General features: G+C 71.4%; 18 protein-coding genes. 8 read left to right on the plus strand and 10 right to left on the minus strand.

From position 1 onward, the window contains the following. Positions 1-40: 40 nt before the first annotated feature. The 5 genes from ACZ4UV_RS22885 to ACZ4UV_RS22905 form a co-directional block, all read right to left on the minus strand. Positions 41-1,948, minus strand: coding sequence for a hypothetical protein (locus ACZ4UV_RS22885; RefSeq protein WP_467840199.1), 1,908 nt, complete (start codon positions 1,946-1,948; stop codon positions 41-43). 290 nt (positions 1,949-2,238) lie between these two features. Then, complete coding sequence (locus tag ACZ4UV_RS22890) at positions 2,239-3,000, minus strand: SDR family NAD(P)-dependent oxidoreductase (RefSeq protein ID WP_451018601.1); 762 nt, start codon at positions 2,998-3,000, stop codon at positions 2,239-2,241. Further along, a complete protein-coding gene (gene hisD / locus ACZ4UV_RS22895) occupies positions 2,997-4,298 on the minus strand; it encodes a histidinol dehydrogenase (protein ID WP_451018602.1) in 1,302 nt (433 codons plus the stop codon). Before hisD ends, ACZ4UV_RS22890 begins: the two co-directional genes overlap by 4 nt. Before the next feature lie 29 nt (positions 4,299-4,327). Next, positions 4,328-5,263: a VOC family protein gene (locus ACZ4UV_RS22900; RefSeq protein WP_388916491.1), complete on the minus strand. Its 936-nt coding sequence runs from the start codon at positions 5,261-5,263 to the stop codon at positions 4,328-4,330. Then, positions 5,260-6,225 carry a fumarylacetoacetate hydrolase family protein gene (locus ACZ4UV_RS22905; RefSeq protein WP_467840203.1) on the minus strand — a complete coding sequence of 322 codons (966 nt, stop codon included), beginning with the start codon at positions 6,223-6,225 and terminating at the stop codon, positions 5,260-5,262. Before ACZ4UV_RS22905 ends, ACZ4UV_RS22900 begins: the two co-directional genes overlap by 4 nt. Positions 6,226-6,501: 276 nt before the next feature. Here ACZ4UV_RS22905 and ACZ4UV_RS22910 point away from each other — a divergent pair, with 276 nt between their 5' ends. From ACZ4UV_RS22910 to ACZ4UV_RS22945, 8 genes are all read left to right on the plus strand, one after another. Next, complete coding sequence (locus ACZ4UV_RS22910) at positions 6,502-6,807, plus strand: antibiotic biosynthesis monooxygenase family protein (RefSeq protein WP_388916485.1); 306 nt, start codon at positions 6,502-6,504, stop codon at positions 6,805-6,807. 49 nt (positions 6,808-6,856) lie between these two features. Beyond that, positions 6,857-7,981: an FAD-dependent monooxygenase gene (locus ACZ4UV_RS22915; protein WP_451018604.1), complete on the plus strand. Its 1,125-nt coding sequence runs from the start codon at positions 6,857-6,859 to the stop codon at positions 7,979-7,981. Further along, positions 7,978-8,982 carry an amidohydrolase family protein gene (locus tag ACZ4UV_RS22920; protein ID WP_467840207.1) on the plus strand — a complete coding sequence of 335 codons (1,005 nt, stop codon included), beginning with the start codon at positions 7,978-7,980 and terminating at the stop codon, positions 8,980-8,982. The genes ACZ4UV_RS22915 and ACZ4UV_RS22920 overlap by 4 nt, the downstream gene beginning before the upstream one ends. After that, positions 8,979-9,812, plus strand: coding sequence for a cyclase family protein (locus tag ACZ4UV_RS22925; RefSeq protein ID WP_467840210.1), 834 nt, complete (start codon positions 8,979-8,981; stop codon positions 9,810-9,812). The genes ACZ4UV_RS22920 and ACZ4UV_RS22925 overlap by 4 nt, the downstream gene beginning before the upstream one ends. Positions 9,813-9,820: 8 nt before the next feature. Then, complete coding sequence (locus ACZ4UV_RS22930; RefSeq protein ID WP_467840213.1) at positions 9,821-11,191, plus strand: FAD-binding oxidoreductase; 1,371 nt, start codon at positions 9,821-9,823, stop codon at positions 11,189-11,191. Positions 11,192-11,197: 6 nt separating this feature from the next. Further along, a complete protein-coding gene (locus ACZ4UV_RS22935; protein ID WP_451018608.1) occupies positions 11,198-12,154 on the plus strand; it encodes a fumarylacetoacetate hydrolase family protein in 957 nt (318 codons plus the stop codon). Between the two features lie 184 nt (positions 12,155-12,338). Then, positions 12,339-13,322, plus strand: coding sequence for a LysR family transcriptional regulator (locus ACZ4UV_RS22940; RefSeq protein ID WP_451018609.1), 984 nt, complete (start codon positions 12,339-12,341; stop codon positions 13,320-13,322). A 43-nt stretch (positions 13,323-13,365) separates the two neighbouring features. Next, positions 13,366-14,136 carry an SDR family NAD(P)-dependent oxidoreductase gene (locus ACZ4UV_RS22945; RefSeq protein WP_451018610.1) on the plus strand — a complete coding sequence of 257 codons (771 nt, stop codon included), beginning with the start codon at positions 13,366-13,368 and terminating at the stop codon, positions 14,134-14,136. 3 nt (positions 14,137-14,139) lie between these two features. Here the strand turns inward: ACZ4UV_RS22945 and ACZ4UV_RS22950 are convergent, their stop codons facing one another. The 5 genes from ACZ4UV_RS22950 to ACZ4UV_RS22970 form a co-directional block, all read right to left on the minus strand. Further along, positions 14,140-15,069: a hypothetical protein gene (locus tag ACZ4UV_RS22950; protein ID WP_467840218.1), complete on the minus strand. Its 930-nt coding sequence runs from the start codon at positions 15,067-15,069 to the stop codon at positions 14,140-14,142. A gap of 165 nt (positions 15,070-15,234) precedes the next feature. Continuing rightward, entirely contained in the window at positions 15,235-16,752 is a 1,518-nt protein-coding gene (locus tag ACZ4UV_RS22955) for an MFS transporter (RefSeq protein ID WP_467840221.1), read from the minus strand. 13 nt (positions 16,753-16,765) lie between these two features. Then, on the minus strand, positions 16,766-17,233 hold the full coding sequence (locus ACZ4UV_RS22960; protein ID WP_451018613.1) for a VOC family protein: 468 nt from the start codon (positions 17,231-17,233) through the stop codon (positions 16,766-16,768). Between the two features lie 6 nt (positions 17,234-17,239). Then, on the minus strand, positions 17,240-18,010 hold the full coding sequence (locus ACZ4UV_RS22965; protein ID WP_451018614.1) for an SDR family NAD(P)-dependent oxidoreductase: 771 nt from the start codon (positions 18,008-18,010) through the stop codon (positions 17,240-17,242). Positions 18,011-18,133: 123 nt separating this feature from the next. Next, positions 18,134-19,387, minus strand: a complete 1,254-nt coding sequence (locus tag ACZ4UV_RS22970) for a cytochrome P450 family protein (protein WP_467840225.1) — start codon at positions 19,385-19,387, stop codon at positions 18,134-18,136. Positions 19,388-19,457 lie beyond the last annotated feature (70 nt).

A 19,457-nucleotide genomic window follows, 5' to 3' on the forward strand; every position in this document is an offset into this window, starting at 1 on the left:
GGGCGCGGCCCGGCGGCGGCCACGCCCGTGCCGTCCGGTGTCACGCCACCGTGAGCGTGAGGGCGCCCGTGTAGGTGGAGCCGGCGGTGATCGCCGTCTCGGTGCCGTCGACCGTCAGCTTCACGGACTTGCCGCGCGGTGCCTGCACGGCGGCGTCCGCCGCGAGGGTGAGGCTGGTCAGGTAGGAGGTCCCGGTGACCGTCCAGGTCGAGCCGCTGTTCAGCTTCACCACCACACCGTTGTTGACGGCTGCCTGCACGGTGTTGGTGACGATGCCCAGCTCGTAGAAGCTGGACGAGTCGATCGAGGAGACCCGGTGCGTGGCCTTCGTCGCCGAGATGACGCCCGTGACGGTGGAGTCCTCGAAGGTGAGGACCATGTTCTTGCCGTTGCGCATGCCGTTGTAGAAGTCGCCCTTCACCTTGATGGAGCTGAAGGTGGCGGCGCCGTCGGTGGAGTGGACGGCGGTGACGTCGAACGAGGAGTTCTTCACCGGGTCGGTGGTGGGCTCGGTGTAGACACCGACGTTCATCATCTTGCCGTTGACGTTGACCGGGCCCGGGTCGTCCAGCTCGATCATCTGCAGGATGACGCCGTCCCGCGGGTTGAGCCGGGCGCCCTGCGAGCCGTCCACCGAGATCGTGGTCTGCTGGCCCTTGTTGAGGAAGGTGGCCCGCTCGGAGTTGATGACGGTGCCGCCGTCCAGGGTGAGTTGGCCGGCGTCGAAGAACATGTAGCCGAAGTGCCCGGAGTCGACCACCGTGCTGCGCTCGGGGATGTTCCGCAACTCGGCGTTGGACAGGCCCAGTTCCAGCTCAGTGTTGAGCGCGGCGACGGCGTCGCGGGTGCTGTCGCCGTAGTGCACGACGGCGGCCGGCCCGGCGATGATCGTCGCGTAGGAGCCGACGTCGAAGCGGGAGCCGAGGACGCGGACGGTGGCGTCGCCGATGGCGTAGGTGCCGTAGCCGTAGTCGCCGGTGTTGCCGACGTGGCTGTTGATCGCGGTCAGCTTCAGGCCGCTGCCGCCCTCGACCGACAGCGCGCCCCAGGTCTCGGAGAACACGGTCGAGTTGAGGTAGGTGGCGATGCTGTTCCTGCCGATCAGGTTGGTGGCGCGGACGTTGCCGTCCAGGCCCAGCATCCAGGGCACCGACTCCATGTACGGGGTCTCGACGGTGGCCTGGTAGTCGGCGGGCAGGACGCCGTTGCGGGCGCGCAGGAAGGAGTCCCTGACGAGGACGTTGGCGCCGCCGTTGGCGATGACGGTGGTGCGGACCACGCCCTTGTTGCTGATCCGTGCGCCGTCCACGACCAGCTTGGTCGAGGAGCCGTCGCCGACCACGGCCGCGCCGTACCCGGCGAAGTCGGAGCGTCCGTTGCCGTCGAGGGTGATGGTCGGGCTCTGGAGGGTGTAGCTGCCGCTCTCGACGTAGACGCCGTTGAAGCACTCGCCGGTGGAGGCGATCGACACGTTGCGGGCGGCGGCGTCGGTGACCTTGCCGCCGCGGACGGCGGACAGCACGGACTTCGCGGAGTCGACCCCGTCGGAGCCGACGTACAGCGCCTGCCGGAACGGGAAGGTCAGCGTCTCGTAGGTGACGTCGTTGGACTCGGCGACGGTGAGGACGACGTCACCGCGGTAGGTGCCGGCCTGGACGAGGGTCCCGGTGGCGCCGGTCGCGGTGAGCAGCTGCCCGGTCTCCACGCCGTCGACGGTGAGGCTGATGTCGTACCCGTCCGGGGCGACGATCTTGCCGCCGTCGCCGATGGTCAACCGGCTCACCCGGGTGGTCGCGGCAAGCTCGTAGGTCTCCCCCGCGGCGACGGAGATCGCCCTGCCCGCCGCCTTGGGCGCGGCGGTGGCGGTACCGGAGGCGACCGGAACGAGCACGACCGCTGCGGTGGCGGAACCGGCGATCAGGAACGAACGTCGGGATGTCAGCGTCATTGCAGGCCTTTCCACGGGTGGAGTGCGCGGGTGTGTCATCGCGCAGAGTTACGAGTCGCCCGTCGAAACCAAGGCGACGAAAGCACCTGAGGTGTGCAGGTGGGAGTGAATCAGCCCTGGGAAACCCGGGACAGACATCGCACACACGCATCCCGGAACCCGATGCCTTCGATCGGGCGGCCTGCTTCATGGCGATCACACAGAGTCGCCACAGTCGCCGGCAGCGGGCACGCACGACGGCGAGGCGGACGGCCCGCGCGCCGTCCACCTCGCCGTGGTCCTCTGTCCGCCTACGCCGGGGCGCTCATCCCCGCCGACAGGTCGATGTCCGCCCCGCACAGTCCGGGCATCGCCAGCATGGCGACCAGTGCCCGCGCGACCTCGTCCTCCTCGACCAGCCGGCCGAGCGCGGCCCGGGAGGCGAAGTCCCGTTCCGCCTCCTCGACCGTGCAGCCGGTGAGTTCGGCGGTGAGCCGGAAGTTGCGGTCCATGCGGGGTCCCCGGACCGGGCCCGGGGAGAGGGAGTTGACCGCGACGCCTCGCGGGCCCACCTCGCCCGCCAGCGTCCGGGTGAGGCCGATCACCGCCATCTTGGAGGCGGTGTACGGCGTCCGGTTGAGCAGCGGCCGTTTGCCGCTGACCGAGGCGACGTTGACGATGTCGCCCCGTCCGGCGGCGAGCATGGCCGGCAGGAAGGCCCGGCACATGAGGTAGACGCCGCGTACGTTGGCGGCGAACACGTCGTCCCACTCGCCGGGTTCGATGTCGACCAGGGGCCGGACCGGCCCTGCGACGCCGGCGTTGTTGACGAGCAACGACACGTCCTCGTCGCGGAGTTCGGCGGTCAGCGCGCTCACGGCGGCGGGGTCGGAGACGTCGCACACCGCCGTGCGGGCCGCCTCGCCCACCTTGGCCGCGGCCTGGGCGAGGGCCTGCTCGTTCCGTCCGACGAGGACCACCCGGGCCCCGGCGTCCGCGAGCGCCAGCGCGAAGGCCCGGCCGAGCGGGCCTCCGCCGCCCGTGACCAGGGCCGTACGGCCGTCCAGGCTCACGCTTCGTTCCACGGCAGCGCGTCGCCGGCGGCCTTTGCGGCCCGTACGTCACCCGAGCGGGCGTGGCCCTCGAACAGCTCGATGCGGGAGGCGCGCCCGCACAGCCGCCCGAGCAGGGCCTGCGAGGCGGTGTCGGTGACCTCCTGGTAGGTGACCGTCTTGAGGTACTTCCCCACCCACAGGCCGCCGGTGTAGCGGGCGGCACCACGTGTGGGCAGCACATGGTTCGTGCCGATGACCTTGTCGCCGAACGACACACAGGTGCCCTCGCCGAGGAACAGGGCGCCGTACTGGGTCATCTTCTCCAGTGCGAGGCGCGGCTCGGCGGTCAGCACCTCGACGTGTTCGAAGGCGAACGCGTCGGCGAGTTCGTACAGTTCGTCGGCCGAGCCGACGACGTGCACCTGGCCGTGGTTGCGCCAGGCCGGTTCCGCGTAGTCGCGGGTGGGCATGGAGGGCAGGATGCGCTCGACCTCGGCGAGGGTCCGCTCGGCGACCTCGCGGGAGGTGGTGATCAGGACGGCCGGGGAGTCCGGACCGTGCTCGGCCTGGGAGAGCAGGTCGACCGCGCACACGAACGGGTCGGCCTGGTCGTCGGCGAGGACCAGGATCTCGGTCGGTCCGGCGAACAGGTCGATGCCGATCTCGCCGAAGAGCTGGCGCTTGGCCTCGGCGACGTAGGCGTTGCCGGGACCTGCGATCAGGTTGACCGGCTCCATGGTGTCGGTGCCCACGGCCATCGCGGCCACCGCCTGGACGCCGCCGAGCAGCCAGATCTCGTCGGCGCCCGCGAGGTGCATGGCGGCGACGGTCGCGGCGGGGATCTCGCCGTGGATGGGCGGGGTGCAGGCGACCACCCGGGGCACGCCGGCCACCTTGGCGGTGACGACGGTCATGTGGGCCGAGGCGGTGAGCGGGTAGCGGCCGCCGGGGATGTAGGCGCCGGCCGCCTGCACGGGGATGTGCTTCTGGCCCAGCCGCACGCCCGGCAGCGTCTCCACCTCGAACTCGCCCATGGAGTCCAGCTGGTGGCGGGCGAATCCACGGACCTGCTCCTGCACGAACGTGATGTCGTCGATGACCTGCCGGGGCACCGAGGCGACGATCTTCTCGACCTCCTCCGTGCTCAGCCGGAAGGAGGCGGGGCTCCACCTGTCGAACTTCTCGGAGTACTCGCGGACCGCCGCGTCACCGCGCTCGCGGATGTCCGCGATGACACCGGTCACCGTCTCACGCACCTGGTCGAGGGAGGCGGCCACCTCGGCCCGGGGCACGGCGTGCTTCAGGATCTCTGCCACAACTGCGGCCTTTCTCGGAAGGATCGGGGTTACACCGGGGGCGCTTCGAAGAGCACGTCGGGGTCGTTGAACTGCTCCTTGGCGACCGACTCGCTCATCGGATCGGCGGTCCCCCACTGGTCCTGGGTGATCGGGTCGTCCACGTCGTGCCGGCCGGGGTGCCACAGGTCCTCTTCGAGGACGGCCAGTTCGGTGGTGTACTCGACGGTGTTGCCGTGCGGGTCGTGGAAGTAGGAGAAGGTGTTGTCGCCCGCCAGGTGCCGTCCCGGGCCCCAGGTGAGCCGGGTCCCGGCGCGCAGCGCACGCCCGGTGCCGCGCATGTACTCCTCCACCCCCCGCATCTCGAACGAGGCGTGGTGCAGCGACACATGGGGTCCGCGCGCGATGGCGAAGGAGTGGTGCAGCGGGCTGCACCGCAGGAAGTACATGAGGTCGCCCATGTGCGTGGAGTACAGGGTGTCGGTGAGCCGGAAGCCCAGGTGCCGGATGTAGAAGTCGCGCAGCCCCTCCGGGTCCTGGGAGTTGACCACACAGTGGGAGAGCCGCACGGGGATGGCCTCGCGCTCCTCGATCTTGCGGTGGGTGCGGGTGGCCACGTCGGCCGAGACCTCCACGACCCGCCCGTCGGGGTCGAAGAAACGCAGCCCGTGGCCGCCGCCCGGGGTGTCCAGCGCCCGCGGCTCATGGATGATCCGCACCCCGGCCCGCCCCAGCCGCACCGCCAGCTCGTCGACGGCCGCCGGTGACACCGCGCCGAAGGCGACGAGGTCCATCCGCTTGCGCTCGTCCTCGCGGATGCGGACGATGTACTGCTCGGGGCTGCCCTCGGCGGCGAAGAACGCGATGCCGCTGTCGTTCGCGACCTCGGTCAGGCCCCAGGTGGTGCCGTAGAAGGCGCGCTGGCCGGCGAAGTCCGGTACGGCCAGGTCGACATGGCGCAGATGGGTGATGGGCTGGAAGCTCATGCGTGGCTCCTGACAGTGTTGCGCTGATGGCCGAGGCCGGTGATCTCCGCGTCGATCACGTCTCCGGGCTTCAGGAAGACCCCCCAGTGCGCGCCGTTGCCGGCCGGGGAACCGGTGAGCAGCAGGTCGCCGGGGCGCAGCGTGGTGGTCGTGGAGGCGTAGGCGATCAGCCGGGGAATGTCGAAGATCATGTCCTTGGTGGACTCGTCCTGCCGGGCCACCCCGTTGTGCCGCAGTGTGATCCGCAGGTCGCCCGGATCCCCGACGAAGTCCGCCGGGACCAGGAACGGCCCGGTCGGCAGGAAGGTGTCGGCGTTCTTGGCGGTGAACCAGTCCGTGCCGATGGCCTTCAGGTCGGGCCGGTACAGCCGGTCACGGGTGGTGAGGTCGTTGCTGATGGTGTATCCGGCCACGTACGACATCGCCTCGGCGGCCGGGATGTTCTTTCCCGGCCTCCCGATGACCAGGGCGAGTTCGAGCTCCCAGTCGTGCTGTTCGCCGAGCTCGGGCAGCACGACGTCGTCGTACGGGCCGCACAGTGCGCGCGGTGAGCCGAGGAAGAGGTAGGGGACGCCGTCGCGGATCCGCTCGTCCATCATCTTCTCGGCGTCGGCGCGGGCCTCCTCCGGCCTGGCACCGTGCACGCTCTCCTTCTCGGCGGCGACCAGGTCGACCACGTGCTTGCGGTAGTTGGCGCCGCTCTGCAGGATCTGGCCCGGTTCGATCGGCGTCAGGACCCGTAGGTCGGCCAGGTCGTGCCAGGCGCCGTCGGTGGCCGCGGCCAGCTCGTGCAGGCGGGGCAGCCAGGTGTCCCAGTCCTCGACCAGCGCGCGTACCGACGCGACCAGGCCGGAGAGGTCGCGGACCCGCGTGCCGGCGACCAGGCCGGGGAAGGCGGCTGCGCCGTCGCTGAAGGTGCCGAGCGCAAAGGGTCCGGTGTGGGAGGGGGATGGTTCGGGCACGGGCGGCTCTCCTCGTACGGGTGGGGGCTCGCCTTCGACGCTAGGCATCGGGCACGGTCGGCGGAAATGGCCGTTCACGATGGCTGCCATCGCCTGCGCACCCGTCCCCCGCCTGCGCCGGTGTGCGGCCGCGGCCTGCATCGATGTGCGGCGCGCTGCGTGGGACCGCCATCGCCGTCGGGGATGGATGACGTCCCCCTTGTCGATGCCTGGATCCGTTGACCCTGCACCTACCGCCGATCAGGCTCGATGCCACCCCGAACCGAGGAGCACACCGTGGTAGTCGAGCACGCCGAGCTGACCGTCGAGGAAGGCCGGGAAGCGGAATTCGAGGAGGTCTTCGGCACGGCACGCGAGGTGCTCGCCGAGGCGGACGGGTTCCGCTGGGCCGAGCTGCTGCGCGGCGAGGAACGGCCGCGGACCTTCCTGCTGCTCGTCGGCTGGGAGTCGGTCGAGGCGCACACGGCCGGCTTCCGGGAGTCGGAGCGGTTCGCGCGCTGGCGGGCCCTGGTCGGCCCGTTCTTCGCCGCCCCGCCGGCCGTCGAGCACTACCACGAGCTGGGCCCCCGCTTCACCGGCTGAAGGCTGCCGACCCCCACCACCTGTCTTTCTACTTTCGCAAGGATCGCCCATGCCCGTGAACAAGGTGCTCGTCGTCGGCGGCGGCATCACCGGAAGCGTGCTGTGTCTCGCCCTCGCCCAGCGCGGGGTCGAGGTGGAGCTCGTCGAGGTCTCGCCCCAGTGGTTCGGGGTGGGCCATGGCATCACCATCCAGGGCAACGCGCTCAAGGCGCTGCGTTCGGTCGGCGTGCTGGACCGGGTGCTGGCCCGTGCGGTGCCGTTCGACCTCATGCGGCTGCGCCGGGCGGACGGCGGTCTGATCACCGAGCTGGAGACCCCGCACACCGGCGGCGCGGACCTGCCGTCCACGGCGGGCGCGCTCCGCTCCGACCTGCAGAACGCGCTGTGCGACGCGGTGTACGCGCACGGCGTCACGGTCCGCCTGGGGCTGAGCGTGCGGTGCCTCGACCAGTCCGCCGGCCATGTGGACGTGACGTTCACCGACGGCTCCACCGGCCGCTACGACCTGGTGGTCGGTGCGGACGGCATCAACTCCGCGATGCGCGCGCTCATCGGTATCCCGGCGAAGCCGCGCCCCGTGGGCATGTCGATCTTCCGGGTGGTGGCCCGGCGCCCCGCCGAGATGGACTGTGCCGAGGTGTACTACGGCGGTCCTCGCTACAAGGCCGGTTACAGCCCGATCTCCGACGACCAGTGCTACGCCTACCTCCTCGACGAGAACCTGGACGCCTCCCTGATCGGCCCACGCGCCTCGCTGGACCTGCTGCGCGAGCGCGGCGCCGGGTACGGGGGCACCTGGGGGAAGGTACTCGCCTCGCTGCCGGACGACACGGCGGTGGACTACCGCTGGATCGAGGCGGTGCTGGTCGACGAGGACTGGCACCGGGGCCGGGCCATGGTGATCGGCGACGCGGCGCACGCCTGCCCGCCGCTGATCGCGCAGGGTGCCGCGATGTGCATGGAGGACGCGGTGCTGCTGGCCGAGCTGGTCACCGCGGACGGGCCGCTGGACGAGGCCCTGGACCGGTTCCTGGCCCGGCGGCTGCCCCGCGTCCGCATGGTGCTGGACAACTCCCTCCGGCTCGCCGAGTGGGAGATCCACCCGGACACCCCGGGCGCCGACCCGGCCCGGATCATGTCGGAGACCCTCGCTTCCCTGACGGTGGCCGCATGAGCACGCCCGTCGTCGACTTCCACGGACATCTCGCGGTCCCCGAGGCCGACGCCCTGGTGGCCGGCAGCGAAGGCTTCGCGGCCGAACTGGCCGCCGAGCAGCGCTCCCACTCCCCCGAGTCGCTCACCGCGAACCGGGCCCAACTCCAGCGCCTGGCGGCGAGGCTGACGGACGTGGACGCCCGGCTCGCCGACCTGGACGCGATGGGCGTCGACCTTCAGGTGGTCGGCCCGATGCCCATGCACCACTACTGGGCCGGCCCCGGCCTCGCGGTGCAGCTGGCCCGTACCGTCAACGAGTCGGTGGCCGCGCACTGCGCCGCCGCGCCCGGCCGGCTGTACGGCCTCGGCACGGTGCCGCTCCAGCACCCGGACCTCGCCGTCGCTCTGCTGGACAAGGCGGTCACCAAGCTGGGCCTGTACGGCATCAGCGTCTCCACCACCGTCGAGGGCCTCGAGCTGGCCGACCCCGCGCACGACGACGTCTGGCTGAAGGCGGAGGAACTGGGCGCGGTCGTCTTCGTCCACCCCTGGGGCTGCTCGCTCGGCGCACGGCTCGCCTCGAACTACCTGGGCAACACGGTCGGCCAGCCCACCGAGACCACGGTCGCGCTCTCCCACCTGATCTTCACGGGGGTCCTGGACCGGTTCCCGCGCCTGAAGCTGGTGGCCGCGCACGGCGGCGGCTACCTGCCGACGTACATCGGCCGCTCCGACCACGCCTGGCGGGTGCGGCCGGACGCGCGCGGCTGTGCCGAGCCGCCCAGCGCCTATCTGCGGCGGATGTGGTTCGACGCCCTCGTCTACACGCCTCGCGCGCTGCGCCACCTGGTCGAGGAGGTGGGCGCGGACCGGGTGGTGCTCGGTACCGACCACCCCTTCGACATGGGCGTGACCGACCCGGTGGCCCGCCTGGACGCGGTCGGCCTCGACCCCGCCGACCGGGCCGCCATCGCCGGGGGCAACGCGCTGGATCTGCTGCTGAAAGGACACACCCGATGATCCTGGGGCCCGTCGAGGAAGAGCTGGCCAAGGCCCGCGCCGCCTACCGCAACCGGGGCCGCTGGGGCGAGGACGACGCACTGGGCACGCTCAACTTCGCCGACGACGCGATCCGCGCGCACGCCGCGAGTCTGGTCCGGCGCGGCCGCGCGTTCTCACTGGCCCAGGAATGCGACGAGTCCGGCAGCCGAGCCGGGACGCGATGGCACGGGTTGGGCAGCAGCCACGACGACGACCGGGTGTGGCACGGCAGTTCGCGCACCACCACCGGCGGCGACTCCGTGACCGGCATCGGCCGGCTGCGCGGCGCCTGCACCGGCCGCGGGGTGCTGCTCGACGTCGGCCGGGCGGTCGGCGACGCGCGGGGTGAGCTCCCCGACGGCTTCCCGATCCTGGAGGAGCACCTGCGGGACACCGTCGAGGCGCAGGGTGCCACCTCCAGTGTGCGCCGGGGTGACATCGTTCTCGTCCGCACCGGGCAGCTGGGCCGGGTACGGCGGCTCGGCACCTGGGACGCGTACCGCGCCGGGGACGCGCCCGGCCTGTCCTTCACCACCCTCGGCTGGCTGCACCGCACGGAGATCGCGGCAATCGCCACCGACACGTGGGGCCTCGAAGTACGGCCGCACGAGTTCACCGAGCCGGTGTCGTCGCCACTGCACCGGACCGCCATCCCCCACATGGGCCTGCCGCTGGGCGAGATGTGGGACCTGGAGGCCCTCGCGGCGGACTGCGCGGCCGACGGTGTCTACGAGTTCCTGCTGGTCGCGGCAGCCTTGCCGGTGACCGGCGCGGCCGGCGCCCCCGTCAACCCCGTCGCAGTCAAGTGAGCCGCCCCGTGAACACGAACCGATTCTCCGGCACCCTCCACCTCCCCGGTGACGAGGACTTCGAGGACGCCGTGTACGGCAGGGTCTTCAACGCCCGCCGTCCCGCCGACCGCACTCCCGCCGCCGTCCTCAGGGCGGTCACCGAACAGGATGTCGTCGAAGGCGTACGGCTCGCCCTGGAGCGGGGCTGGCAGGTCGCCGTCCGCTCCGGCGGGCACAGCTGGGCCGCCTGGTCGGTGCGCCGGGACGCGCTGCTGATCGACCTCGGCGGCTTCCGCGAGATGGCGTACGACGAGACGACCGGGATCGTGACGGCCACCCCCAGCGTCAAGGGCGGCGATGAACTCAATCCGTATCTGGGTGGGTTCGGGCGCTTCTTCAACGGCGGGCACTGTCCGTCCGTCGGCATCGGCGGCTTCCTGCTCCAGGGCGGCCAGGGCTGGAACGCGCGCGGCTGGGGCTGGGCGGCCGAGAACGTCGTGGCGATCGACGTCGTCACGGCGGACGGCGAGCTGGTCCGGGCCGACGAGAGCGAGAACAGCGACCTGTTCTGGGCGGCGCGCGGGGCGGGCCCCGGCTTCTTCGGCGTCGTCACCCGCTTCCACCTGCGCACCCGCCCCCTGCCCAGGCATCTCGCGCACACCGTGCACGCCTACCCGCTCGGCCTCTTCGACGAGGTCATGACCTGGCTGCACGACACCCATCACACGGTCTCCGACCTGGTCGAGATCGTGGCCCTCACCCAGACCCTGCCCGACCTCGACGGACCGGTGCTGCTGGTCACGGGTGTCTCGATGACGGACAGCCCGGAAGAGGCCGCCGAGGCGCTCGCGCCGCTGCACGCCAATCCGTACGCGGACCGGGCCCTGTTCCGGATCGAGGCACAACCGACCACCATCGCCGAGCAGTTGGCCGGCCAGCGGACCGCCAACCCCGAGGGCCACCGCTACTTCGTGGACAACGCCTGGCTGACCGGCAGCGCGCAGGAGGTCGTCCCGGCGATCCGCAAGGCGTTCACCGAGCACCCGACCCGGCAGACCTTCACCATCTGGTTCTCCATGGCACCGCTGCGGCAACTGCCTGACATGGCCTTCTCGTTGCAGTCGGAGATCTACTGCGCCAGCTACGTCGTCCACGACGACTCCAGGCGGGACGCCGAGCTGCGCGGCTGGCTGGACGAGGCGATGGCGGCGATGCAGCCGGTGACCGCCGGCCAGTACCTCGGCGACTCCGACTTCACGGTACGGCAGCTGAGGTTCATGGGTGACGAGCAGTGGCGGCGGCTGAACCGGATCCGGGCCGCCCGTGACCCCAAGGGCGTGTTCGCCGGCCACCTGAGCGCCGGGACCGTCACCAACACCAACCACTGGGAGCAGTGAGCAGCGATGCGTTTCGCGACATACGAGCACGACGGCGAGGAGCACGCCGGTGTGGTGCGGGACGGGGTGCTCCACCCGCTGCCCGACGGGGTGAGCGTCCTGACGCTGGTCGAGGCGGGCGTGCTGTACGCGGCCGGCCTCGAAGCCCTGAACACACCGGGTGAGCTGACGGTGGATCAGGTGCGGTTGCTGCCGCCGCTGAAGCCGCCGTCCATCCGGGACTTCGTCGGGTTCGAGGCGCACATCGAGGGCGTGTCGAAGTCGCTGGACGGCCTGGAGCACGTCCCGGAGGAGTGGTACCGGGCGCCGAACTTCTACTTCACCAACCCGCACGCCGCCTACGGCGCCCGCGACGACGTGCCGGTCCCGGCGGGCTGCTCGGTGCTGGACTTCGAGCTGGAGGTCGGCGCGGTGATCGGCCGCAGCGGCCGGGACCTCACCCCCGAGCAGGCGAGGGACCACGTCATCGGCTACCTGGTCTTCAACGACTGGTCGGCCCGTGATCTGCAGAAGCCGGAGAAGAACCTCGGCCTGGGCTTCTCCAAGGGCAAGGACTTCGCCAACACGCTCGGCCCCTACCTGGTCACCGCCGACGAGGTCGAGGACCGGCGCGACGCGGACGGGTTCCTGGACCTGGAGATGACGGTCACCCTGAACGGGGAGCTGATCGGCCGGGACACCCTCGCCAACGTCTCCTGGACCTTCGAGGAGATGATCGCCTACGCCAGCCGGGACGCCTGGGTGCGCCCCGGTGACATCCTCGGCTCGGGCACCTGCGGCTGGGGCGCGCTGGCCGAGTTCTGGGGGCGGCTCGGGGAACGCACCCCGCCCCCGCTGAAGCCCGGCGACGAGGTGACGCTGACCGTCGAGGGGCTGGGCACGGTGTCCAACCGGATCGTGCCCGGACGGGCGGACGCGTACCTTCCGCGGGCCCGCAAGAGGGGCCGCACCCCGCGCCCCTAGCACCCGAAGCTGTGGGGGGCCTGTGGTGCGCTCAGGCTCCCCACCTGCGGGTATCCGGCGACGGGATGCCTGGCATCGCGTCTTCCTGTCAGTCGCCCCGACCCCCTTCCTCGACGGGCGTCCGCTGGTTAACCTCGCGTTTCACCGAAGCTTCAAGGACGTGGCCGGCCGGAAGGGGACACTCGTGGGTCTCGGAGCGATCGATCTCAATCTTCTGGTGGCACTGGAAGCGCTCCTGGAGGAGAAGAACGTCACCCACGCCGGTGTACGGCTGTCCACCAGCCAGTCCGCGATGAGCGGCTCACTGGCCCGGCTGCGCCGGCACTTCAACGACGAGCTGCTGATCCGGGTGGGCCGCGAGTACGAGCTGACGCCGCTCGCGGAGCGGCTGCTGCCGGTGGTCCAGGGCTCGCTGCAGAAGGCCGAGGAGGCGCTGTCGCTGACCCGCCACTTCGACCCGGCCCGCAGCCGCCAGCGGTTCTCCGTGGTCATGTCGGACTACGTGATGACGGTGTTCGTGGAGCCGCTGCTGCGGGTCATCGCGGCCGAGGCGCCGGGCGTGCGGATCGACTTCCACCCGATCGTGGACGGGCAGCTGGAGACCGAGACGCACCTGCGCTGCCACGACCTGATGATCGTGCCGCTCGGCTACCAGCTTCCCGGCGTCAGCGAGGCCGTGATGCACGACCGGTTCGTGTGCATCGTCGACCCGGGCAACCCGCGCCTGGTGGACGGGCGGCTCACCCTCCGCGACCTCGCCGAGATGCCGCACGCCGCCTGCGCCATCGGCAAGAGCCACACGCCCGCCGAGCGGCAGCTGGAGACCCTCGGGATCACCCCGAAGGTGCAGGTCAGCACGCCCGGCTTCAGTGTGCTGCCGTTCCTGGTGAGCGGTACGGATCTGGTGGCCATGGTCCCGGAGCGGCTGGCCCGCCGTTACGAGGGCTTCGCGCGCTGTGCGGTCGTACCGGCGCCGTTCCCGGACGTGCTGCTGGTGGAGGCCATGTACTGGCACCACAACCGGCACGCCGATCCGGCGCACCGCTGGCTGCGGGACACGGTCCGCAGGGTCGGGGCGGCGCTGGGCGAGGAGACGCCGCCGGAGATCGCGATGGCGGATGCCAGCCATCCCGAGAGCGCGTTTCCGGAGCTGTCCGCGGCTTCCTAGCGTGGACGGGAGGACCTCTCCCGTACCCCTCTTGGAGGATGCCGTGAGCCGCACGCGCCTGGCGGGCCGTACCGTCGTCGTCACCGGAGCCGCACAGGGCCAGGGGGCCGCGGAGGCGGCCGCGGCCGCCCGGGAGGGCGCGACGGTGGTCGCGACCGACGTGCTCGACGAGGCCGGCGAGAAGCTCGCCGCCTCCCTGCGCGCCGACGGCCTGGACGTCCGCTACGTCCACCTGGACGTGACCTCACCGGACGACTGGGCGGCCCTGGCGGCCTCCCTTGACGCCGTGCACGGTCTGGTGAACAACGCGGGCATCCCGATGCGGGCCCGGCTCGGTAACGTCGAGCTCGCGGACTGGCACCGGGCGTTCGCCGTGAACACCACCGGCGCCCTGCTCGGCATCCAGGCCCTCGCCCCGCTGATGCCGGCCGGTTCCTCGATCGTGAACGTCGGTTCGGTCGCCGGGCTCACCGCGCACCACGCGGTGGCGTACACGACCAGCAAGTGGGCGCTGCGGGGCCTGTCCAAGGTGGCGGCCCTGGAGCTGGCCCCGCGCGGCATCCGGACGAACGTCATCCACCCCGGCTACATCGAGACCCCGCTGATGGCCACCGCCAACCCGGTGTTCGTCGCCGCCCACCTCGCCATGACGCCCCAGGGCCGTCCGGGCACGGTCGACGAGGTGGCGCCGCTGGTCGTCTTTCTCCTCTCCGACGAGGCCTCGTACGTCAACGGCGCGGAGATCACCGTCGACGGCGGTTACGCGGCGCACGGCCCGGTGAAGGCGATCACCAACGCCCTCGACCAGGACTGAGCCTCAGTCCTTGAGCTGCTCCAGCGTGGACTTGGTGTCGGTCTTCAGCCAGCCGGTCACGTCGTCGAGGGTCGGCGGGTCGGTGTCGCTGTCGTACGAGGAGAAGTACGCGCTGTAGTACATGGTGAACGTCATCCAGCCGTCCCGCACCGCCAGCGTGGCGTACCGCGAGCCGCTGGTGGTGGAGCCGTTGCTGGTGTCCTGGGTGACCAGGTACGCCTCGTCGCCGATGCCCTGGACCGGTGTGACGTCGTAGTCGCTGTGGCTGTCGCCGTAGTTCTTCCAGGTGGCCGTGAACTCCGGTGCGGGGTCGGTCTTCTTGTGCAGGTCGATCTCCAGGGAGAGGTAGGCGTCCCCGTAGCTGGAGCTGGTCTTCTTGAGACTGAGACTGCAGTAACTCTGCTCCAGCGCGGGGTCCTTCATCACGTTCTTCGTCGGGGACGAGTCGTCCACGGGGTACTCGTCCTTGAACGACGAGTAGTCCGCGCTGGAGCAGAGGTTCGCGGGCGCGCGGTAGCCGCGCAGGTCCGCACTGCCCCCGAGGCCTCCGGTCAGGAAGAGGCCGCCCGCCCAGGCCGCGGAGGCGACCACCGCGCCCACGACGGCCCACAGCACGGCTCTCCCTGCCGCGTTGCCGCCGGTCGCGGGCGGTGCGGCCGGGGGCGGGTAGCCGTAACCGGGCTGCACGGCATAGGGGTTGCCCTGCTGCGGCGGGGCGGGCTGGCCGGCGACGGTGGGCTGGGCGTAGGGGTTCGGCCCAGGCGGCGACTGCGGGTCCGGGTACGGGTACGCGGTCGGCTGGGGTTGCTGGGGCTGCGGCGGTGCCGCCGGGGGCTGGTCCGGCTGCGGCGGGGGCGGCGAGGACTGCTGCGGGGCCGACGACGACGGCTGCTGCTGCGAAGAGGACGGCGGCTGCTGCGGTGGCGTGGACATGTCGTGAAGATACGGCATAACCGGACGTCAAGTCCCCGTCAGGACCGGGATCGTTATGCTCCGGGGACAACCGTTACCGGCCAAGCCCCGCTCGCTACACGTCAGTTGGGTGGACACGCGGAGAAGGCCGGGGCGGGCGCCCCGGCCTTCTCGTCACGTCGGCGGTCAGGCGGACGCCGGCTGCACCGGCACCTGCGCCGCCGCTCGCGCGGTGTTCCTGCGGACCAGCAGCAGGGTGACCAGCGCGCCGAGCAGCGAGGCGCAGCCGCAGATCACCACACCGAGGGCCATCCCGTGCGCGAGGGCGTCCTGCGCGGCGGCCTTGGCGCTGTCGCTGCCCGCGTTGACCACCGCAAGCGGACCGGCCGCGGCCTCCATGCCGGCGTCGGCGCCGCTCAGCTTGCCGACCAGCGCGGAGGAGGCCGCGCTCATCGCGATGGTGCTGATCACGGCCGGCCCGAGGCCCTGGCCGAACTCGCGGACCAGGCTGGTCGCGCCGCTCGCCATGCCCGTCATCTCGATCGGCACCGCGTTGACCGCGGCCGAGGTCAGCGAGGAGACCACGCAGATGAAGCCGATGCCGAGCAGCAGCAATGGGCCGATGAAGGCCGCGAGGGAGGTGGTGGTGATGGGCAGCGCGGCGATCCAGAACTGGCCGGCGGCCATCGGCAGCAGACCGCCCATCAGCAGCCAGCGCGGCTCGACGCGGGTGAGCATCCTGCTGAGCACCGGCGCGAGGAGCAGCGGGATCAGCTGGAGGATGACGAACGGCATGCCCGCGCGCAGGGCGCTGAGGTGCATCACCGCGCCGAGCCGGATGGAGACGCAGTAGGCGGTGCCGATGAAGCCGAACATGCCGGTCAGCGCGACCACCGCGGCCGCCGCGAACGACGGGATCCTCAGCAGCTCCAGGTTGAACATCGGGGAGGCGGCGCGCCGCTCCGCCATCACGAAGCCGACCAGGGCGACGGCGGCGAGGACCAGCGCGAAGACGATGGCGGGGCTGCTCCAGCCTCGGTCGCCGCCCTCGATGATGCCCCACAGCAGGGCGGTGAGGCCGACGGCGATGCTGATCTGGCCGGGCCAGTCCAGGGCGCGCCCCTCGGGCGCCTTGGAGTCGGTGACCAGGGCCCAGCAGGAGATGCCGACCGCGATGCCGAGGACGACCGGCGGCACGAACGCCCAGCGGAAGTCGGCGACCGTGGCCAGGATGCCGGAGGAGAGCGGGCCCACGGCGGAGGCGAGGGAGATGCTCAGCGCCCAGGTCGAGACCGCCTTGGCACGGTCCTTCTCCTCCGGTGTCGCGGCCGCGATGACGGCGAGGGAGCTGGGGAAGAGCGCGGCGGCGCCGATGCCGGCGAGGGCCTGCCCGATCCAGAGCATGGTGATGTTCTGGGAGGTGGCGTTGAGGAGTTCACCGACCGCCAGCACGAATCCGCCGAGGACCAGCAGCCGCTTACGGCCGAACAGGTCGCCCACCACGCCGAAATTCAGTTCCAGGATCGCGGTGGGCAGAATGAATGCCGAGGTGACCCAGGCGACCTGAGATCCCGAGGCTCCGAATGCGCTCTGGATTTCCCCGTTGATGGGCGAGGGGACGGTAATGCACAGCTGCGCGGCGGCAACTGCCAGACAACAGGCTATGAGCGTGCCCACGTCCAGTCTTTTCACAGCGTTGGTCATTCCCTACTCCATCTCACGGGTTAACGGTGGTGCCGCGCTCTTCGGCTTCGGCGAGTTCGCCGTCCTCGCCGAGTTCGCCGCGTTCTATGAGTTCGATGAGATTTCCCTCGGGGTCCTTGACCCAGGCCATCCGCACCCCGGGTTCGGGGGACGGGCCGGGGGCGAGGACCTCGCCCGCCCCGAGGGCCGTCAACGCGGCGTACACGGGGTCGAGTTCGGGGGTGGTGACCGCGAAGTGCCCGTACCCCTCGGTGAGGACGGCGATCATCGGGTCCGGTGCCCTGAGGCCGGGCGCGGATCCGGGCCTGGCGAGCAGTTCGAGCCGCCAGCCGTGCGGGTGTTCCAGGACGACACCGGTCAGTCGGGGGCCGTCGAGACGGAACTCGAAGACGGTCTTCAGACCGAAGGCCGTTTTGTACCAGCCGAGTTGGGCGGGCAGGTCGCGTACGTTGACGCCCACGTGGTCGAGTCGTGCGTGCATCCGCGCTCAGCCCGCCATCGCGCTGTCGCCGCCGTCGACCATGAGGTCGGCGCCGTTGACGAAGGCCGCCTCGTCGGAGCAGAGGAAGGCCGCCGCGCGGGCGATGTCCTCGGGCTGTCCGACCCGGCCGACCGGGATCCGTGCCTCCAGCCGGTCCTTCGGGCCGTTCGGGTCGTCGAGGAAGGGTGCGGTGGCCGAGGTGCGGGTCATGCCGGGGGCGATGGTGTTGACGCGGATGTGGTGCGGGGCGCCGGCCGCGCACAGGTGCTTGCTCATCGCGAGGACCCCGCCCTTGGCGGCGCCGTGCGGCACCATCGGCATGAACGGCGCGCCGCGCACGGCGGCCACGGAGGCGACGTTCAGGACGGCCCCGCCGCCGCGTGCGATCAGGTGCGGCCAGGCCGCCCGGGTGCAGAAGTACGGGATGTCCAGCTCGTTCCTGATGGTGAAGTACCAGTCTTCGGCGGGCATCGTCTCGAAGGGGCCGTTGCGCAGGGCGGAGGCGTTGTTGTAGAGGATGTCGATCGCGCCGAATTCCGCGATCCCGGCCTCGATCCACTCCCGCGCCCCGGCCTCGGTGGAAAGGTCGACCGGCGCCAGGGAACGCATGACACCGCCGGCCTTCTCGACGAGTTCCACGGTTTCCGCGGCGTTCTTCTCGTCGATGTCGCAGCCGAATACCGTGGCGCCCTCCGCCGCGAACACCTGTGCCGCGGCCCGGCCGATTCCAGCCCCCGTTCCACTGATGAAAGCGATTTTTCCGGCCAGTCGACCCATGATTGCCAAGTCCCTTGTCCATGCCGCCGAAGTGCGGTGGTGGCAGCGTAGGTAGGGCCTATGGCCAGAACAAGAAATGCGTCAGCGAAACGCCATCGGGGGTTCGTATGGCTGGTATGCGCCTCAGCCGCCGGGCCGGGGGCGCAGCCGTACCGGGAGGGCGCGCACGCTGTTGCCGACGAAGCTGGCCTGCCGGGCGAGGCCGTCCTCGGGGACGGCGAGGTCCAGGGCAGGGAAGCGGTCGTAGAGCCGTTCCAGGGCGACCGTGGCCTCCAGGCGGGCCAGCGGGGCGCCCAGGCAGTAGTGGGCGCCGTGACCGAGGGAGAGGTGGCGGACGGCGTCGGGGCGGGCGGGCCGGGTGACGTCGAACCGGCCGGCGTCCGGGCCGTGCGCGGCGGGGTCGCGTCCGGCGGCCGAGTAGCCGGCCAGCACCGGGGTGCCCGCGGGGATCACCGTCCCGTCGACGGTGAGGTCCCGCACCGGGTAGCGAAACGGGAAGTAGCTGACCGGCGCGTCCCAGCGCAGCGTCTCCTCCACCACGTCCGCCCAGCTCGCGTCACCCTTGCGGACGAGTTCGAGCTGGTCGCGGTGGCCGCACAGGGCACGCACCGCGTTGGTGATCAGGTTGAGGGTGGTCTCGTGCCCGGCGATGATCATCAGCACCAGGGTGCCGATCAGCTCCTCCTGGCCGAGCCGGTCGCCGTCCTCGTCGCGGGCGGCGATCAGGGCGCTGGTGAGATCGTCGCCCGGACGTTCGGCACGGGCGGCGGCGACGGCGGCCAGGACGGCGACCAGCTCCCGGTTGGCGGCGACGGCCTCGGCGGGGCCGATGTCGGTGGCCACTACCTGGTTGGTCAGGTGGTGCAGCCGGTCGCGGAACTCCGCGTCCACGCCCAGGAGTTCACCGATCACGCCCATGGGCAGCGGCAGCGCGAAGTGCCGGCGCAGATCGGCGACGCCGTCACCGCCGGCCGCGGCCCGCTCCAGGTCGTCGAGCAGGGTGCCGGTCAATTCCTCGATCCAGGACCGGAGTTCCTCGACCCGGCGCGGTGTGAAGGCCCTGCTGACCAGTCCGCGCAGCCTGCGGTGGTCGGCGCCGTCGGCGGTGGTCATGCCCCGCACGGTGGCGAAGGTCAGCAGCGGCCAGCCCGCGGGGATGCGGCCCTCCCGCAGCTGCGTGAAGTGCTGGGCTTCCTTGGCGACTTCGGGATGCTGGAGGAACTCCCTGAGCGCCTCGTGCCCGAGCACGGCCATGCCCTCGACGCCGCCGGGCAGCACGACCGGGGTCACGGCACCGCGCGCCAGCAGCCCGGCGTTGTCGGCGTGGGGACAGCCTCCGGCGGGGTCCAGGCGGTGCGGCACGGGCGGGGTCTCCACCAGGGGCTCCTGACAGCGGTACGACGCGGACAGAGCCGATCGTAGGCGCCCGCGGGCCTGCGGGAAGGGG

Source organism: Streptomyces sp. NPDC028289 (genome assembly GCF_055565975.1).

Excerpts from the sequence above, each read along its gene's own strand:
- ACZ4UV_RS22920 (WP_467840207.1), top strand. The coding sequence starts at position 7,978 with ATGAGCACGCCCGTCGTCGACTTCCACGGACATCTCGCGGTCCCCGAG.
- ACZ4UV_RS22955 (WP_467840221.1), bottom strand. The coding sequence starts at position 16,752 with ATGACCAACGCTGTGAAAAGACTGGACGTGGGCACGCTCATAGCCTGT.
- ACZ4UV_RS22935 (WP_451018608.1), top strand. The coding sequence starts at position 11,198 with ATGCGTTTCGCGACATACGAGCACGACGGCGAGGAGCACGCCGGTGTG.
- ACZ4UV_RS22915 (WP_451018604.1), top strand. The coding sequence starts at position 6,857 with ATGCCCGTGAACAAGGTGCTCGTCGTCGGCGGCGGCATCACCGGAAGC.
- ACZ4UV_RS22950 (WP_467840218.1), bottom strand. The coding sequence starts at position 15,069 with ATGTCCACGCCACCGCAGCAGCCGCCGTCCTCTTCGCAGCAGCAGCCG.
- ACZ4UV_RS22885 (WP_467840199.1), bottom strand. The coding sequence starts at position 1,948 with ATGACGCTGACATCCCGACGTTCGTTCCTGATCGCCGGTTCCGCCACC.
- ACZ4UV_RS22925 (WP_467840210.1), top strand. The coding sequence starts at position 8,979 with ATGATCCTGGGGCCCGTCGAGGAAGAGCTGGCCAAGGCCCGCGCCGCC.
- ACZ4UV_RS22900 (WP_388916491.1), bottom strand. The coding sequence starts at position 5,263 with ATGAGCTTCCAGCCCATCACCCATCTGCGCCATGTCGACCTGGCCGTA.
- ACZ4UV_RS22960 (WP_451018613.1), bottom strand. The coding sequence starts at position 17,233 with ATGCACGCACGACTCGACCACGTGGGCGTCAACGTACGCGACCTGCCC.
- ACZ4UV_RS22965 (WP_451018614.1), bottom strand. The coding sequence starts at position 18,010 with ATGGGTCGACTGGCCGGAAAAATCGCTTTCATCAGTGGAACGGGGGCT.